Raw genomic sequence first — 16,419 nt, 5'->3', positions numbered from 1 at the left:
GGTAGGAGTTTGGTATTTTTAGTAGGGGTTTGGTCACCAAACCCTATAGACAATGAGAATATCAACCGGTAGCAGGATTATCAGATTTGAGGCAATCTGTAATGATAGGTTACAACAATAGATGATGTAGTTTTTCTCGACCTTCAAACCATGAGTGAAGTAAATTCCGGTGTTGCTGAAGATATCCTTCCCCGCGAAGTTCGGGTAACTCAACTTCAGAACTTGATAGAAACCCTTCGCATTGCTGAAGAAATCGCCAGTAAGGGCTATTTAATTAGCAGTTCCGAACTTGCAGATTTAATGGATGTTAACGCCAGTGCCGTAACCAGTCGCGGTGATAATTGGTCTTGGCGAAACTGGGTCATTTCCCGTGTGCGTCGAGAAGGCAATCAAATTCTCTGGCAATTGGAACGAGTTGATTAGTGATTAGTGATTAGTGATTAGTGATTGCACTATTCCTTCAAGTTCAATAAACTCGTCCTCGCCACTGTTTCGGTTTTTGTAGAGAAGAGAGAAAAATGCGAGACACTGCGAGGATATCCGCCAGAGGAGATAACCAAAACAGCCAAGAAGCCAAAGTTTTGCTTACCCCTGCGTAAGAAGGGGCGATCGCCATTAAAATTAACCATCGCAGGAGGACAAGAAACAGATTTAAGGCGATCGCCAGAGCAATAACCAAGGTGCGATCGCCCCACAGCCAGGCAGACCCCAAGCCCAGTAATACAGGCAAAGGGAAACCTTGAACCGCCGACAGCAGCCAGACATCTCCCCAAATTTGCCCAAGGGAAGAAGCGTCCTTAAGATCGAGCGATCGCCCCCATTCTTGCCAGGTTTCTTTTGCTCCCTCATACATTCGTACCTTTAACACTCCCTTGCCATCTAAAAAGCCAACTTTATAGCCTCGGGCAGCGATGAAACGAGCAAGGGTGACATCATCACAAAATGACGCTTTTGCACATTCATAACCGCCAACGGCGGCCAAAACGGAACGACGGCAAAAAAAGCACTGTCCATTAGCCATAACTCGTTCCGGAGTCGAAGCATCGCTGCCAGAAGGATTAAAGCGATATAGTAAAGTCGTCAACAAAGCCGGTTGCAGCCACCATTCTCCTGGATAATGCAAGATGAATTGAGGAGAGAGAGAAATTAAATCATAATTTTCCCTGCCAGCAATTTCGACTAAACTCGCCACTAAACCGGGTTGAGGTTGGGTATCCGCATCAAGTCCCAAAACCCACTCACTTTCTGGGGAACTTTGCCTAAATCCATAATCTAACGCCCAAGGACGACCCACCCAGTCAGGAGGAAGGGTCGGATCGGTTAAAAGGAGAGGTTTTGGAGATGTTTCAGAAGTCTGAATATTTTTTACTAATTCTCTTGTCCCGTCTCGAGAATTGCTATCCACCACCAAAATTTCCCTCACTTCTCCCCCTTGTTGGCTCAATCCCTGCAAACAAGGGCTAAGGCGTTTAACTTCATTGAGAGTGGGAATAACAATACTAACAGTCCCGCTACCCTCTATCGTTGACTCCCGAGGGGTGAGGGGAGGAAGGCGAAAAGCCCCTTTCAATAAGCGAGAGAGAAGAATAAACGTTGCGGGGAGAGTCCAACAAATCAAACCTAATGCAAGGGCGCTGATGAGAGAAAGAGACATAGGGGAAGTATTCAAATTGATGTTAATTTATCTCAAATTTGGAGTCTGCTAGGGCTTAATTCTGCCCTCCAGATAATTAGACTCGAGCTAATGTAACTTCTTCACCTTGATCTTGATATTTTCCTTGACGAGAGGAATAACTAACTTCACAAGGTTCTCCTTTTAAAAAGAGAAGTTGTACTACTCCTTCATTCGCATAGATGCGACAATCTGCACTCGAAGAATTAGAAAACTCTAAGGTTAAATATCCTCGCCATCCTGCTTCTGCGGGAGTTAAGTTAGCAATTAAACCACAATTATGAACGAAAACTCCAGATTCTAGAGCAAAATTTCCTGCCTCTGGGACAGTTAAGCAATAAACATCGTGAGTTCCGGCGACATTTCGCACCGAGACAACTTTGTGGTTTTTATATGTTGTTCCTCGAAATGAATGAATCACTTTAGGGAATCGGCGAAAAACAGAACGGTCGCAATTTAGCAGTCGAGCTGCTCCGCGAATTGAGCCAGCTTGATCCAACGCATCTCGAACCGATTCAGCAGTTATCTCATGCCTTGTGCGACCAGAGTCAACTAATGCCTTCATCTGTTGAGACTGGCGAGAACGACGAGTACCATCATCATTCGCCCACGCTTCTTTTGAGAGTCGCCCTGTATTTTCTCTAGCCTGTTGAGATGTGTAGTAATCTAGCATCGCTTCTCTATGTGCCTGACGAGTGGCATCGGAACAATTGCGCCGTTGTTCTAACACAGCCTGTCGAGTGGCAGCGTGTTTAGGATCATGCCAAAATGCAAGCGCACTGCGACTTTGCTTCTCTGAAAACCTTCGCATCCATTCAGGATCTTGTTTTAAGGAAGCAATCGCTTGCCGTACTGACTTACCATGCTCTTCTGGATCAAAATCACCGCCATAAGTCAAGCTATTGTGCATTCTAATGTGTTCTGAACTGTTCATGCGGATTAAGTTCCACGGACAGTTATTGATGCGGTTGTGATCAAGATGATGGCGGTGCGTATTAGGCTCGTCTTCGTAAATAAAATTATTGAGATTCCATTCATCACTAAGACGATGAGTTGGATAAAGATGACCATTGAGCGGCTGATAAACCATTTCATAGCCTCGTGCAACCTGTCGATATAGGGGCATTAGACAATCGTTAGTGTGTAAATCCTGTGCTTGTACCATACGACCATCACGCCTCATAAAGAGATGGTCTGGTGTGCAGAAAACTGATTCTTGATTATCAAGAATCACTTCTACTAGAGAGTCCTGACCAATGTAGCGGGGATTTTCTAAAAGGGTGACAATTAAACGACCATGCTCGCCAATACTGTATCCCCAAAACTGCTCACCCTGCTCTGCACGGTGGGTCATTTCTTCAAGTGTAGGAGATGTACCATCGACTAGAGCAACTCTAGTATCACCTCGAAAACAACGAGCATAACTTGATTTACCAATACAAAGAATTGTAATATCATCGGGAACTTCTAATTTTTCTAACGCAACGCCCAATCCATAAGAATGAGCAGGTAAAATGAAGAAACTTCCGTTTTCATCTGTGTGAATTTGTACGGGTTCTAGATTATCAGGATTAAAATTTTTCGGATCGACAACTGTTCCCGGAATATGGCGAAACACGCGAAATTCTTTGGGGGAAAGGCGAATATCATAACCAAAGCTACTTAAACCGAAAGAAATAACAGGTAATTCCTCAACGCGACGAATTAGATTAGACTCAAAAGGGACAATCATTCCCTGAGATGCCATCTTTTTAATCCAAGTGTCATTCTGAATCACGATTCTCTCCCGAATTTTTCAATTAATTATACCAAAAGAGTTATCCTAAGAGGGTCAAATGCCAAGAAAACTTTCTTTTAATGCGCTTATTTTAGCTGGGGGACAAAGCTCGAGAATGGGACAAGATAAGGCATTACTTCTGGTCAAGGGCATTCCTTTTATTCAACAAATTTATCATGTTGCGGCACAATGCTGCGAATCTGTTTATCTTATTTCTCCTTGGCCGGAACGATATTACTCTATTTTGGGGAATAATAGCAAGATTCATTTTTTAGCAGAATCTACGAAGGGAGAAGGTTCTCTGGTTGCATTTTTGCAAGGATTAAAACAGATTGAAAAGCAGACTGATTGGCTTTTACTTTTAGCGTGCGATCTTCCTTTATTAAATCCTGAAATCCTACTCAACTGGTGCAAAAATTTACAGGATATTTCGCCTGATATTTTAGCTTATGTTCCTCAAAGTAACAATTTTTGGGAACCGTTATGTGGCTTTTATCGCCCTGAGATTTTACCCGATTTAGAAGATTTTATCAATTGTGGGGGACGTTCATTTCAGACTTTCTTAGAGACTGTTTCTACTTGCGCGATCGCATTAGGCGATCGCGAACAAAAAATGCTATTGAATTGTAATACTCCTGACGATCTAAAACGAATCAATTAGAACTATTATTTAATCCAAATAAGGCAGGCTTTAATATCATTTGTAGTGAGTTCGGAAAAATCCTCTAAAATTTCTTGTTCTGTCATGCCTCCTGCAAGATATTCTAAAATATCATACACAGTAATTCGCATTCCTCGAATACAAGGTTTTCCACTTCGTTTTCCGGGTTCAATGGTAATGATATCTTGATAGTTCATAAAAAATAAGTTTACCTCTTAGGAATTGTTCATTGAAAGTAGAGAATCTAACTCTTTTTTGCCATCAAGTTGATAGAGATCGTCGCAGCCTCCAATATGGCGATCGTTGATAAAAATTTGAGGAACACTTCTGCCACCATTTGCTCGTTCTGCCATTTTATCTCGCGCTGCATTATCTCCATCAATTTTGTATTCTTTAAATTTAACCCCTTTCCACCAAAGGAGTAACTTAGCGCGAATACAAAAGGGACAAGTTTGCCAAGTATAGATTTCTACGTCAGCTTTAATTTGTTCGGGATGTCTGCCTAATAAAGAATTTAACATGGTCATTAGTAATGGGTAATGGGTTGATAATTAGCGCCTTTTTATCCTTTATCTATGCCTACCGTCTCCTTCTCCCCCCATTCTAGAGTATCTTTAATTTCCTGACCATTATGATAGGCTGCAACTAAAAGCCCGCAGGTTTTTCCCCAGGCGATCGCCCCCGTTGCATCCAAAGAAATTGCCCCTAAATCTCGCTTGTTGGCGACGCATTCTTGGATCGATCGCGACATAGATTCAGCCAGGGATAATCCATCCGTAACACGCACTACTATTTTAGCAGCCAGACATTCATCAATAATATCTTCACCAATCCCCGTGCAACTAACCCCCGCTTTAGCTGTAGCATAATTTCCCGCCGGCATAGCAGAGTCGCTGACTCGCCCAATGCGTTCAAATCCCTTCCCTCCCGTAGAAGTTCCTGCTGCTAATTTCCCGTTGCGATCGAGAGCAACGACACCAATTGTACCCCGTCCCGCCTCCTCCGACCCTGCAATAACTCCCGCCATCTTTTTCTGAAAATTATCTTTGCGTTCTTCTGTCCACTCTTTTAAGCGCAAATCCGTGAGGGTATTATAAATTGGTATTTGTAATTCTCGCAAAAGTTCGCTGGCACCAAAATCGGAAAGAACGCGATCGGATTGGGTTTGCAAAAATTGTGCCAAATTGATGGGATTCTTAAGGCGAGAAACGTTAATGGTGCCGCTAAAACGCTGATGGGTTCCATCCATCAAAGATGCACTCATGCGAACCTGTCCGTCGGATTGTAACACCGATCCGGTGCCTGCATTAAAACGCGGTTCATCCTCCAGGAGTTGACAGCCTCGAACTACGGCATCCGTGGCATTTTCGCCCTGGAGGAGGCGATCGTAAACATCTCGAACAATCTCCTGTAGAGAGTTACGAACATCCACTAAACCGCCTTTTCCTTTTAAAGAATTCCCGGCCCCACCATGAATAATTAATTTTGGTTGCATCACGAATCAATTGATAATGTTTACAAATTGTGGGGGTTTGGTCACCAAACCCCTACGTCAAACCACGCGATAGACAAAGCGTAAAGCTGCCCATGTTTTGACATCTAACTTATAATTGTCGTCCGAGGGTGCAAACCCACTAGCATTATGCAAATCTTGTAATAATGCCCGAGTCACCTCCATCGGTTGAGTCGCCCCAATCAAGCGATTGTTTTTATCGTTAGGTGTCGTTAGAGTGGCGAGAAATTTGCCTAAATTGTCAAAAGGCGATCGCGAACAAATCACAATCATTTCTCCTATTCCGGGGGTTGTCACGGTAAAACCATTGAGAGTTGATGCCAGTTTTGGCAGTTGCAAGACGCTCCCAGGCTCGATAATGATATTTTGTAACTTGATTTCCTTGGTATCTAGACTGGGGGAACTGTAAAAAACGAGGGGATTGCCATTGGTTTGAATTCCTAGCAAGGCGAAGTAAAGAGGGCGATCGCCTCCATTTTCGATCTCGAACTCAATGGACTCTCCCAAAGGCACAGTCAGTAATCCTTCCTCAAAACGATTATTCGCTGGTTTTTGGACGACAAAACCCCGCGTCCGACCTTCGATCCTGCGAGAAAGTTGGGGGTTCAGCACTTGTAAACTGGCTTTTACCGCGAGTTGGGACGAGGCTTCATTGACGATCGCCTGCCATAATTTAACGGCTAATAAGGTGTTAAATTTGGGGGCTAATCGTTCGACGGCTGCTTTAATCGCTTCGTCACTTTTGCCTAGGGTGTTGGGTAGAGAAACATAGCCAGAAGAAAATAATCCGTATCCTTGAGGAAAAGATTGTTTGGCATTGAGAGTATCCGCGACCAGAGAAAGGGGACTATTGGCACGACTAAAGAGACAATCTGCCGCTTTTTCCCCCGCCGTTACTACCGCAGAAACCGTAGAAATGTTGCCAAAAGCGCTGGTTGCGTCTACTCGTTCGATCCGACTGAGTTTCGCGTCTAAGGCCACAATTAAGCCAATTTTTCGCGAGAGAACCCGCAGGGATTCTTCTACGGGTTGACCAGGGAAAAGAGAGTTTTTTGGGTTTTCTAACTTATTAACCCGTTCTGCTTTGACCGTTAACCCCGATCGCGAGATGACTTTTAAGGCGATCGCGCCAGGTTCTGGGGTTACAAATTGGGAGTTGACCCCATCGTTTTGTAAGGCGACAATGGGCAATCCTGGCAGATGGAGAGAAACCGCATTATTTTGGCTGTCAACGGTAGTAATGAATCCTTCTGAACCCAGAGGGGATTCCGGTTGGCTAAAATAAGCCAAGGCGGTCGCCTCTTGGCTTTGGGAACCCAACTTTTGCGGGCGCTGAGTGCCAATTCCTTGCATTTGCGACGCACTGCGATTAAAGACAGTTTGCAGGGTCATGGGAGATGTTGCTTGCCAGAGGGCTTGTACGAGAGAATAGGTAAACAATCCCGCACTAAACCCGTCCCAAGCAACTTCGATCGCGCTTTCTCCTTCTCGGGCGGCTTGTAAGAGAATGCCTGGAATTTTGAGGTTTTGACCCAAGAGGCGATCGAGGGTTTTTCCCTTTTCTGTGCCTGTTTCTAGCAAGGTGAGTGCTGTCTGGGGGGTAAATTTAACCACAGCTTGAGAAGTCGATCGCGATCGCGAGTTTCCTTGGGGATTGTTTTCTTTCCCGACATAACTGGTATCGAGTACCATCGTCAGATTTGTCGTGGCTAGAGATCTCCCCCATAAAATCAAAATTTCTTCCAAAATCCCTTCTTCCCCCAACTTCCCCCCTGCGGTTAGCAAGCAGTTCGCAAGATTTGCCTCTGAGGGAGAAAGTTCCACCTTACCTCCACAGCCACTAAAGTGAAATAAAACACTATCTCCGGCTTTAGCTTGGGGAAGCAAAAATTCTGCAAATGCGGCCTCGATATTGTCTCGGGTTGCTTTCGCGTCAGTTAGGACGAGAATATCTTGCGGGTTAAAGCCAAAGCGGTGAATTAATAATTCCTGTTGCAGTTCTACATCGGTCCCGCAGCCTTGCAGGATGTTCTGCGTACCATAGCGATTGATGCCCACCAATAAGGCTAATTTTCGCCCTTTGGATTGGGCGAGGGCTTGGAAATGGGAAGCAATCCCCAAAGGAGTTAGGCGATCGCCTCCCCCCGCACCCATTCCCGTTGCGAGGAAGGCTAGTCCAGCACCTTGCAAAAAAGTTCGCCGATCCAATCCCATACCCGTTAGCTCTGAAATTTCCGTTCCTAGCCTAACAGGTTTTTGGGAGCTATTACTGCTTTAATTCAGCTTTTTGCCTGCATCGCCCGGGATAGTTCTGCGGCCACTTCGGGACGAGAAAACTGCGGCGGGGGTAATTCTCCCCGTCGTAACATTTCTCGCACTTTTGTTCCGGAAAGGTGAACTCGCTCTTCTGGCTTGCTGGGGCTGGTTTTGGTGGTGGCCATCTGTTGAGTGCGAGTACAATAAAAGGCGTGTTCAAATTTCATCGGTTGAATGCCCATTTCTCCAGGTTCAAACTCATCAAAAATATGTTGAGCGTCGTAGGTGCCATAATAGTCACCGACTCCGGCATGATCGCGACCGACGATAAAATGGGTACAGCCATAGTTTTTACGCACGATGGCATGAAAAATGGCTTCTCTTGGACCGGCATAGCGCATGGCGGAAGGGTTAATGGCTAAAATGACCCGATTTTGCGGGAAGTAATGTTCCATCATAATTTCATAGCAACGCATTCGCACATCGGCGGGGATATCGTCGCTTTTGGTTGCGCCGACGAGGGGATGTAGGAATAGTCCGTCAACGGTTTCCAGGGCGCATTTTTGGATATATTCGTGGGCGCGGTGGATGGGGTTGCGGGTTTGAAAGCCGACAATGGTTTTCCAGCCTCTTTCTTTAAATTGGGCGCGAGAGGCGGCGGGATCGATTTGGTATTTGGGGAAGAGGGGATGATCTTCCCGTTGCAATAACCAAACGGGACCGGCTAAGTTGACTTCGCCTTGGTCGTAAATTACTTTTACTCCAGGGTGTTTGGTTGTGTCGGTTTTGTAGACGTTGATGGCTTCGTGAGCCTTACTGTAGCGATATTTTTGCGTTAATTCTAAAATACCGACAAAACGACCTTGTTTATCGTCTAGCCTAATCCAAGTTCCTTCTTTAAGAGAATTGGCTGTTTCTTCGCTGACGGAAAGGGTGACAGGAATTGACCAAGGTAAGCCGTTAGCGAGACGCATATCGGTGACAACGGTTTCGTAGTCTTTGGATTCCATGAAACCCATGAGGGGACTAAATCCACCGATCGCAATCATTTCGAGGTCGGAAAGGGCGCGATCGTCGAGTTGAATGCGAAGGAGGCGATCGCCTTGTGCTAAAAACTCTTGTCTTTCGGCATCTGTAGCAATACGGTTAATCAAATGACCGCCGTGGGGAGGAATTTCTTGGGGAATACTCATAAAATACTGCACATTTTCCAATTGCTTTTGCAGGTTAATTTTATCAGGTCGGAGATCCCCCTTTGGATTTCCGGCTGCAATTTACGGGGGGGCGATCGCAAAAGGCTGTATAGTAAATGGACAAAATTTCCTTGAACCTACATGGCTAAACTGTCTACTGAACTCAATCGTTACTTCTTTGAGGAAGACCGCAAACCCGAGGTTAAATTGGGAGATATTCTGGCGATCGCGGGAGAAAGAACGTTTGGTTTCTTATTTGTTCTCTTGGCACTTCCTTCGGCTTTACCTATTCCCGCACCTGGTTATTCTACTCCTTTTGGGTTTCTGATTTTCATTTTAGCGGTTCAGTTCATTATCGGCTCAAAACAGCCTTGGTTTCCCGCTCAAGTGTCTAATGCTACGATTAAGGTGGAGACAGCCAGATCGGTTCTTAAAAAAGGACTTCCTTGGTTACGAAGATTGGAGAAAATCACCAAACCGCGTCTTGTTTTTGTTTGTACTCGCTTACCCGGAAGAATTGTCGTCGGAAGCACGATCGCCTTGATGGCAATTTCGATGATGATTATTATTCCAGGTACGAATACTTTACCGGCAATGGGTATCTTTTTGACGGGCTTGGGATTAGTTGAAGATGATGGTTTAATTGCTCTGACTGGCACACTATTTTCCCTGTTAGTTGCGGTTTTAATGGTTTCTGTTATTGTCGCTGTTATTTATGGCGGTAGCAGTCTGATCGATCTGATCAAAGAGTTAATTAAAGGATAAGGCGATGCTGGGAATTTCCCGCGCTTATGGTAATGGCCAATCGTGCTTATTTTATTGAAACAGAACCTCTGGAAAAAGCGGGGGAAGCTGGGGAAAAATTGGTTTGGAATGCTGTGCAAGGGGCATTTTCTCAACAAGAATGCCTCGGTTATTGGCGCTATCCTATCTTTTCTCAACAGGGGAAGTATCGCAAAGAACCTGATATTTTGCTTGCCGATCGCCAGTTGGGTTTAATCATTATTGAAGTGAAATCTATTGCGATCGCGCAAATCCTCAATATTTCTGGGCATCAATGGGAATATCAGAATTATTATACCCCAACGGGAAACCCTTATCAGCAAGCAGAGAACCAACTTTTTAGTTTACTGGAATATTGCGATCGCGAACCCATTCTCAAAAACAAAGTGATGGGACGCGCTTTGATTGCTTTACCCTTAATTACTGAGTCGGAATGGCAAACTAGAGGTTTTCACCAACTCCCCAGCAATCCCCCTATTTTATTTAAAAATAGTTTACAAAATAATCTACAAAATAAGCCGGATATTCTGGCTGCGATCGCGGCTATTTCTGCTCTGAGAACTGCACCTAAACTCACCCAAGAACAATGGAAACTACTCCTTTCTATTCTAGCAGGAACTCCCCTTTATTGCAAGCAAAATTATCCTATTTTTAGCAAAAAACAAAATCGCGGTCAAGCCCTAATTAAGCTCAAAGAATGGGTCTCTGAAGTGGATATGCAACAGGAAAGAATTGCCAAACAAATTCCGCCTGGATGTCAGCGCATTCGCGGCATTGCTGGCTCAGGAAAAAGTGTGATTCTCTGTCAAAAAGCAGCACATATTCACCTCAAATATCCTGAGTGGAAAATTGCTCTTGTTTTCTTCTCTCGCAGTCTCTATCAACCCATTCTTGAACAACTCGATCGCTGGCTGCGCTATTTCAGTAACGATGAAGTAAGTTACGATCCTAAAAATCGCAACTTACTCATTCTTCACGCTTGGGGATCGCGTAAACAACCGGGGTTTTACAGTACCTTAGCTTGGGAATCAGGAATCCCCAGTTTAAGCGCCAATCAAACCGAAAGCAAGCAACCCAATGAAGCCTTAGCAGAAGCCTGCATTCACCTATTAAAAGAGGCAGCTATTCCGCAACTTTTTGATGCAATTCTCATTGATGAAGGACAAGATTTAATCAGCGATCGCAGCAAATTTGAAGATAAACAACCCTTCTATTGGTTAGCTTATCAATCTTTGCGACCAACAGATCCAATTCATCCTCAAAAAAGGCGATTAATTTGGGCTTATGATGAGGCACAAAGTTTAGAAAGTTTGCGAATTCCCAGTGCAAGCGAACTCTTCGGAGAAGACTTGGGACATTTGGTAACGGGACGGTATTTAGGAGGCATTAAAAAGAGCGAAATTCTCTCTAAATGTTATAGAATACCCCATTTAATTTTAACCGCCGCTCATGGGATTGCAATGGGGTTATTACGCCCTCAAGGAATGCTAACAGGAACCACAAGAAAGGAAGAATGGCAAGCGATTGGTTATGAAGTCACAGGTAAGTTTTATCCTCAACAAAAAATCACCTTACATCGTCCCCCAGAAAACTCTCCTAATCCTATTGCTAAATTTTGGCAAGGGGCTAATATTGAATTCCAAATTTTCCGCGATCGCCAGCAAGAACTTTCCCATCTTGCTCATAATCTCATTCATAATTTAAGATACGATCATTTGCGTCCCAGTCAACAAATTTTAGTGATTGTATTAGGACAATTTTTCGAGGCGACCCAACTAGAAACCCATGTTGCTAATTTCTTAATGCAGCAAGGATTGGATATTTATCTTCCCAGTACCTCCGATTGTAATATCCTCAAAAGCGATCGCCATAATTATCATCCCGATCGCTTTTGGTGGGAAGGTGCAATCACCGTTTCTCGCATTCATCGCGCCAAGGGACATGAAGCAGATCTGGTGTATATTATTGGTTTGGATGGAATTGCTAAAAATGAAAGCAATATAGCATTACGAAATCAATTATTTGTGGCTTTAACCCGAACTCGAGCCTGGGTCAATTTAAGCGGTATTGGTTCATATCCTTTTTATGAAGAATTCCGTCAGGTTTTACGCTGTGGCGATACCTTTAATTTCACTTATAAACGTCCTCCTCAACGAGAACTTAGTGTCACTGATGCAGGAGAATTATTAGAACGTTATCGGTTAGGAAGGCGCAATTTTCGTAATGCCGATCTAGAAAATATTCAACTTCCCAATGCTTGTTTAAAAAATGTGAATTTGATCGGTGCAAATCTACGGGGGGCGAACTTAGAAAACACCGATCTAGAGGGGGCAAAATTGATTGCGGCTGATTTAACGGGAGCTATTTTAAAAGGGGCTAATTTGCACAAAACCAAATTAATGCAAGCAAACCTAACAAGAGTTGATTTTCAAGATGTTGATTTATCTTCCGTTATTCTAGAAATTGAATGATAACATAGCACAAAACCCTCTTTTTGTCAAGGTTTCAGTCCTCAGTTTCCTCCGTCGGAATTGGCCAAGAAGGAAAGAGATTTTGCCCGCGATCGAGTCTGCCTTTGAGGATAAAGGCGATCGCGCCGATCATAGCCAAAAAGACAATAATACCGACAACCCATCCCCAAGTTTGTTGCCCCCTTCTCGTCGAAATTTCCCCTTGTTCTTCCAGCATCAAGTCTTCTTCTGTATCCACATCTTCAAATAGAGAATTTATATCTTGTTCTGAGGCAATTTTCACTTCCTCGGGCAGATCGTCAGGATCGATTGAAGGGGTAGAATAGCGAACCTTTTCTTCTTCCCAAACCTCCGTTTTTCCCTCAATTTCCACCTCTAATGGCAATTCTTCCTCATTTGAGTCTCGTTCCATTGCTGGCATCTTTAAGGGCAAATCTGCTCCGACCCAGCCATTGCTATTACTGGGTTGAAGGGGTAATTGGCTCTCAAATTCCGTAGGAATATCTTTGTCTGTAGAAGGGAATTTGCCGGGATTAACTAACTCTGAATATTGAGTCGAAACACTATAAAGCGCCGCAACAATTGAAGTATTATCGTGACCATTTTTTTGATTAGCCAACTTAATCAAATACTCGATCGCATTTTCTAAACTCTGTCTTCCTGCGAGGACATTAGGCGCAAATTCAGCCCAATACTGATCCAGTAACTGATTATCACTTAACCCATCAGAACAGAGTAGTAATATCCCATCCTCCTCAATAATAAAACGCTGAATCGTCGGGCGCAGGCGATCGGCTTCTCGAGTCCCCAGGGCCTGGGTTAACGCCCCCGCATCGGGACGTTGAGCGGCAGTAATAGGCAGACTGCGGGCTAGGCGGATTTCCCGCGTAGTGACATCATCATCCACCGTCAATAATTGACAATAGTTTTCCGTAATCCAATAAGCGCGACTGTCTCCCACGTGAACTAAATAGAGTTCGTGACCGTTTCCGACCCCCGAGGCCAAATTCGCGACTTGTTGGGGGAGTTGTATCGCCATCACCAATGTGGTCGCCATGCGTCGCCTGGACTCTCGCTTTTGTTCGTCATTGCGAAAACAAATGAGATTATTAGCAATGCGAACGATCGCCGTTAATTGTTCCTCGACCAAATCTGGTGGCATCAAGTCCGGGTCTTCTACAGATTCCGCCAGTAAAGCGTGAACTTGAAGTTTGAGGGATTGGATCGCTAATTGGCTGGCTACTTCGCCCCCTTCGTGACCGCCAATGCCATCGCAAACTAACATTAAATGAGAAATCAAACTGCCCGGTTCTTGACTGCCATTGCGGGCAAGTTCTGCGGCGGTGGGATAGTAACTATCTTCATTGCTCAATTGTTGCGGTCCCGTGTCCGTAGCGCTGGCAACTTGAATGCGGATGGGTTTTCGTGCAGCTTGTTCGAGGAGGAGTTGATTGAGAGTTTTACGCAGGGTTGTATAAGTGATAGCATCGCTTTTTAACTCCGCCGCGATCGCCTCCAGTTTGGGGGCAATTTCCGAATGGGCGGTGCGGGCCAGGGAAGCCCAACTTTCCCCGAGTTGTCTGAGGGTGACAACTGTAGCCGCTTTTGCCACGGCAATTCCTCCTTGCGATCGCGCCTGGGAATTGCCCAAACGTTCGCTATTAGTGAAGAGTTCCCGCAAGCGCAATCTCCATCCTTCCACCCGCAAATTGTCCTCCACCAACAGAGAGGCTGCAACGCCGCGATCGCTGAGGGGATTCCAAAGATGAAGGACTTGCCATAACCAATAGATTTGACGCAACCCAGAGGCATCTAGCCAGGCTTCCTCGAGGGTTGGATAGAGAAGTCCGCGATCGTCAGTGGGAATATTATTTAACAGCAGAATCAGAGAATTATTAAAGGAACAAATCCCATAAATTTCCGGTAGATGTAGCCGATAGGGATAAAGATGTAAGTAAGGCAAACAGCGATCGGGAATGGGATTGGGAAGTTGCGGCGATCGTTCCGAATAAATATCCTGCCAAATTTGCGAGGCAACAATTTTATATCTCCCATCGATGACATTTGGGGGAGATAATTGGGGGGCGATCGGGCTGACCGCCCAAAGATAGGGATGGGGCTGGGGTTGAGAACGAGGCATGGGCGGGGGAAACGGGGAAGAAATGCAATAAAACCTTAACAGTTAAGGACCCTTCTGTATGCAGTGTAATATCAAATTCGACGGCTCTAGGGATCGAATTGACCGATCTTGTGCCTAAATTTAATTAAAATAGTGAGGGAATTACGATCGCCCTGCTAACCTAAAGCGACAATTCAGAGCAGCACTTTTTCTTGTTATCGTTGTCAGCCTCGTGCAGCTAAAGAAACCTCTCAAAATTGATTTAAGTCGTGAGTATCCTTGTCCTTGTCGGCGGCGGGGTCAACTCAAACCTATTATCCTGACCGATGCCTTTGGCTGCGATCGCTGTCAGCAAATTTTTGTGGTGGCGCAAAGCGGTTGCGTTATCGAACAATTGGCGACGACTTATTCTTCTGAGAGATCGTGGCGATGGACGGGAAATCGCTGGATTGTGAAACGGCCTCCTCTGAGGCAATATTACCTGCCTCTGTTGGGGATTTTGGCTTTGTTAATCTTAATCGCAGGGTTATCTATCGGGCGATCGGGATTTATGCACATTTTCTTGCCAATCTTAGTGGTATTGTTGGTGATCGTTCCGGCTTTTATGATTTGGCTCTCCTATCGCCGTTAACCCCCTCTAACGCTAGATGACCCGAGAAGATAACGATACTGTAACATCCATTCCCGAACTGGTTCGACAAGCCGATCGCGCTTCGGTGCAACTGGCGACTACTCTGGGAGTCGAACGCAGTTTGGCGATCGCCTCTCTAGCTAAACGCCTGGAAATGGCTCAAGCTGAGATCCTGGAAGCGAATACTTGGGACTTGGAAACCTCTCGGGATATGGCCATTCCTGAAAACCTACGGGAGTGGTTGAAGTTGACCCCGGAACGTTTGCAGAAAACCGTGCAAATTCTCCAACGACTGGCAAATTTAGCAGATCCGATTTTGAAGGTCAGACACGCTTCCCCTCCCGTAGAATCTTCTCAAACTTACTATCAGTTAATGCCTTTGGGGACGATCGCTTTGATTTATGAGTCTTTTCCTGAATTGGGGGCGATCGCGGCGGGATTTTGCTTAAAAACGGGCAATGCGTTGATTTTGCGGGGGAGTAGTGAAGCCAGTCATACTAATGCCACCATCGCGGGGATTTTGCGGGGGGCGATCGCCCAGAGTAATTTACCCTCGGAAAGTATTGTCACAATTCCCGCAGAACAAGGGTCTTCAATTCAAGAACTGGTGACGCAAAATCAGGCGATCGATTTGGTCATTCCCTATGGGCGTGCTAGTCTGATTCAGAAGGTGTCCCAGTTGTCAACTATTCCGGTTTTGCCCGCCGCGATCGGCAATTGTTATTTATATTGTTCTCCCAGTAGCGATTTAGATGTAGTACGGGAGATGATTCTCGACAGTCATGCCAGCGAACCAGATCCGGTGAATGCGATCGAAAAGGTTCTCATTTGTCGCGAGGGGAATTTTTCTTCTTTGATGCGGCTGTTTGCCAGTTTACAAGAAAAAGGTTTTACTTTGAGAGGGGATGAAGAAATGTGCGCGGCTTTTCCAGAGGAATTAAAATTAGCCGCAGAAAAGGAGTGGGAAAGTGCTTATTTAAAAAAGAGTGTTGCCTTTAAAGCTATAGGGGACATGGATGAGGCGATCGCCTGGATCGATCGCTATAGTAGCGGTCATGCGGATTGTTTGGTCACGGAATCTTATAGTGAGAGTCAGCAATTTGCGCGAGGGGTTAATAGTGCCTTGGTATATATTAATTCGTCTCCCCGTTTTTACCGCTATCCTCAACGCAGCGATGCTGTATTTTTGGGTATTTCCAATCAGAAAGGTCAGCGACGGGGACTGATTGGTTTAGAAAGTTTGATGACCATGAAACAGATCGTACAAGGTAAAGGTTTTTGATGGCGATCGATAAAACTTTTTAAGGAGGGGTAAAAAAAGATACTTTCTCAATTGCTGAGTT

14 protein-coding genes are annotated in these 16,419 nt (G+C 45.0%); 6 read left to right on the top strand and 8 right to left on the bottom strand.

Going from position 1 to position 16,419, the window contains the following annotated elements:
• Window positions 1-150: 150 nt before the first annotated feature.
• A complete protein-coding gene (locus JUI58_RS19280) occupies window positions 151-423 on the top strand; it encodes a hypothetical protein (protein WP_204105434.1) in 273 nt (90 codons plus the stop codon).
• A 43-nt stretch (window positions 424-466) separates the two neighbouring features.
• Here the strand turns inward: JUI58_RS19280 and cruG are convergent, their stop codons facing one another.
• A complete protein-coding gene (gene cruG / locus JUI58_RS19275) occupies window positions 467-1,654 on the bottom strand; it encodes a 2'-O-glycosyltransferase CruG (RefSeq protein WP_204105433.1) in 1,188 nt (395 codons plus the stop codon).
• Between the two features lie 76 nt (window positions 1,655-1,730).
• Window positions 1,731-3,419 (bottom strand): dCTP deaminase, encoded by a 1,689-nt coding sequence (locus JUI58_RS19270; RefSeq protein WP_239121583.1) that lies wholly within the window; start codon window positions 3,417-3,419, stop codon window positions 1,731-1,733.
• Window positions 3,420-3,507: 88 nt separating this feature from the next.
• Between JUI58_RS19270 and JUI58_RS19265 the strand changes: the two genes are divergently transcribed.
• Complete coding sequence (locus tag JUI58_RS19265) at window positions 3,508-4,110, top strand: molybdenum cofactor guanylyltransferase (protein ID WP_204105431.1); 603 nt, start codon at window positions 3,508-3,510, stop codon at window positions 4,108-4,110.
• A gap of 5 nt (window positions 4,111-4,115) precedes the next feature.
• On the opposite strand, the gene JUI58_RS19260 is transcribed toward JUI58_RS19265, so the two are convergent.
• The 5 genes from JUI58_RS19260 to sat all read right to left on the bottom strand — a co-directional run bounded on the left by JUI58_RS19260 (window position 4,116) and on the right by sat (window position 9,072).
• A complete protein-coding gene (locus JUI58_RS19260) occupies window positions 4,116-4,307 on the bottom strand; it encodes a DUF433 domain-containing protein (RefSeq protein ID WP_204105430.1) in 192 nt (63 codons plus the stop codon).
• Between the two features lie 18 nt (window positions 4,308-4,325).
• On the bottom strand, window positions 4,326-4,637 hold the full coding sequence (gene grxC / locus JUI58_RS19255) for a glutaredoxin 3 (protein ID WP_306465766.1): 312 nt from the start codon (window positions 4,635-4,637) through the stop codon (window positions 4,326-4,328).
• 35 nt (window positions 4,638-4,672) lie between these two features.
• Entirely contained in the window at window positions 4,673-5,605 is a 933-nt protein-coding gene (locus JUI58_RS19250) for an isoaspartyl peptidase/L-asparaginase (RefSeq protein WP_204105429.1), read from the bottom strand.
• Window positions 5,606-5,662: 57 nt separating this feature from the next.
• Window positions 5,663-7,837 carry a caspase family protein gene (locus tag JUI58_RS19245; RefSeq protein ID WP_204105428.1) on the bottom strand — a complete coding sequence of 725 codons (2,175 nt, stop codon included), beginning with the start codon at window positions 7,835-7,837 and terminating at the stop codon, window positions 5,663-5,665.
• Between the two features lie 65 nt (window positions 7,838-7,902).
• A complete protein-coding gene (sat, locus tag JUI58_RS19240) occupies window positions 7,903-9,072 on the bottom strand; it encodes a sulfate adenylyltransferase (RefSeq protein ID WP_204105461.1) in 1,170 nt (389 codons plus the stop codon).
• Between the two features lie 141 nt (window positions 9,073-9,213).
• Here sat and JUI58_RS19235 point away from each other — a divergent pair, with 141 nt between their 5' ends.
• Window positions 9,214-9,837: an exopolysaccharide biosynthesis protein gene (locus tag JUI58_RS19235; RefSeq protein ID WP_204105427.1), complete on the top strand. Its 624-nt coding sequence runs from the start codon at window positions 9,214-9,216 to the stop codon at window positions 9,835-9,837.
• Between the two features lie 26 nt (window positions 9,838-9,863).
• Window positions 9,864-12,326 (top strand): pentapeptide repeat-containing protein, encoded by a 2,463-nt coding sequence (locus JUI58_RS19230; protein WP_239121582.1) that lies wholly within the window; start codon window positions 9,864-9,866, stop codon window positions 12,324-12,326.
• Between the two features lie 34 nt (window positions 12,327-12,360).
• On the opposite strand, the gene JUI58_RS19225 is transcribed toward JUI58_RS19230, so the two are convergent.
• Complete coding sequence (locus JUI58_RS19225) at window positions 12,361-14,466, bottom strand: protein phosphatase 2C domain-containing protein (protein WP_204105426.1); 2,106 nt, start codon at window positions 14,464-14,466, stop codon at window positions 12,361-12,363.
• Window positions 14,467-14,677: 211 nt separating this feature from the next.
• Here JUI58_RS19225 and JUI58_RS19220 point away from each other — a divergent pair, with 211 nt between their 5' ends.
• Both JUI58_RS19220 and JUI58_RS19215 read left to right on the top strand, forming a co-directional pair.
• Window positions 14,678-15,076 (top strand): hypothetical protein, encoded by a 399-nt coding sequence (locus JUI58_RS19220; RefSeq protein ID WP_204105425.1) that lies wholly within the window; start codon window positions 14,678-14,680, stop codon window positions 15,074-15,076.
• Window positions 15,077-15,092: 16 nt separating this feature from the next.
• Window positions 15,093-16,358, top strand: a complete 1,266-nt coding sequence (locus tag JUI58_RS19215; RefSeq protein WP_204105424.1) for a glutamate-5-semialdehyde dehydrogenase — start codon at window positions 15,093-15,095, stop codon at window positions 16,356-16,358.
• The last annotated feature ends 61 nt before the right edge of the window (window positions 16,359-16,419 follow it).

The sequence above is a fragment of the Spirulina sp. CCY15215 genome (genome assembly GCF_016888125.1).
Lineage (GTDB): Bacteria > Cyanobacteriota > Cyanobacteriia > Cyanobacteriales > Spirulinaceae > CCY15215.
Note: the sequence above shows the minus strand (reverse complement) of the source record. Positions and strands in the feature narration are given on the sequence as shown.

Coding starts and splice junctions, on each gene's coding strand:
- JUI58_RS19280 (WP_204105434.1), top strand. CDS start 151: ATGAGTGAAGTAAATTCCGGTGTTGCTGAAGATATCCTTCCCCGCGAA.
- cruG (WP_204105433.1), bottom strand. CDS start 1,654: ATGTCTCTTTCTCTCATCAGCGCCCTTGCATTAGGTTTGATTTGTTGG.
- JUI58_RS19270 (WP_239121583.1), bottom strand. CDS start 3,419: ATGGCATCTCAGGGAATGATTGTCCCTTTTGAGTCTAATCTAATTCGT.
- JUI58_RS19265 (WP_204105431.1), top strand. CDS start 3,508: ATGCCAAGAAAACTTTCTTTTAATGCGCTTATTTTAGCTGGGGGACAA.
- JUI58_RS19260 (WP_204105430.1), bottom strand. CDS start 4,307: ATGAACTATCAAGATATCATTACCATTGAACCCGGAAAACGAAGTGGA.
- grxC (WP_306465766.1), bottom strand. CDS start 4,637: ATGACCATGTTAAATTCTTTATTAGGCAGACATCCCGAACAAATTAAA.
- JUI58_RS19250 (WP_204105429.1), bottom strand. CDS start 5,605: ATGCAACCAAAATTAATTATTCATGGTGGGGCCGGGAATTCTTTAAAA.
- JUI58_RS19245 (WP_204105428.1), bottom strand. CDS start 7,837: ATGGGATTGGATCGGCGAACTTTTTTGCAAGGTGCTGGACTAGCCTTC.
- sat (WP_204105461.1), bottom strand. CDS start 9,072: ATGAGTATTCCCCAAGAAATTCCTCCCCACGGCGGTCATTTGATTAAC.
- JUI58_RS19235 (WP_204105427.1), top strand. CDS start 9,214: ATGGCTAAACTGTCTACTGAACTCAATCGTTACTTCTTTGAGGAAGAC.
- JUI58_RS19230 (WP_239121582.1), top strand. CDS start 9,864: ATGGTAATGGCCAATCGTGCTTATTTTATTGAAACAGAACCTCTGGAA.
- JUI58_RS19225 (WP_204105426.1), bottom strand. CDS start 14,466: ATGCCTCGTTCTCAACCCCAGCCCCATCCCTATCTTTGGGCGGTCAGC.
- JUI58_RS19215 (WP_204105424.1), top strand. CDS start 15,093: ATGACCCGAGAAGATAACGATACTGTAACATCCATTCCCGAACTGGTT.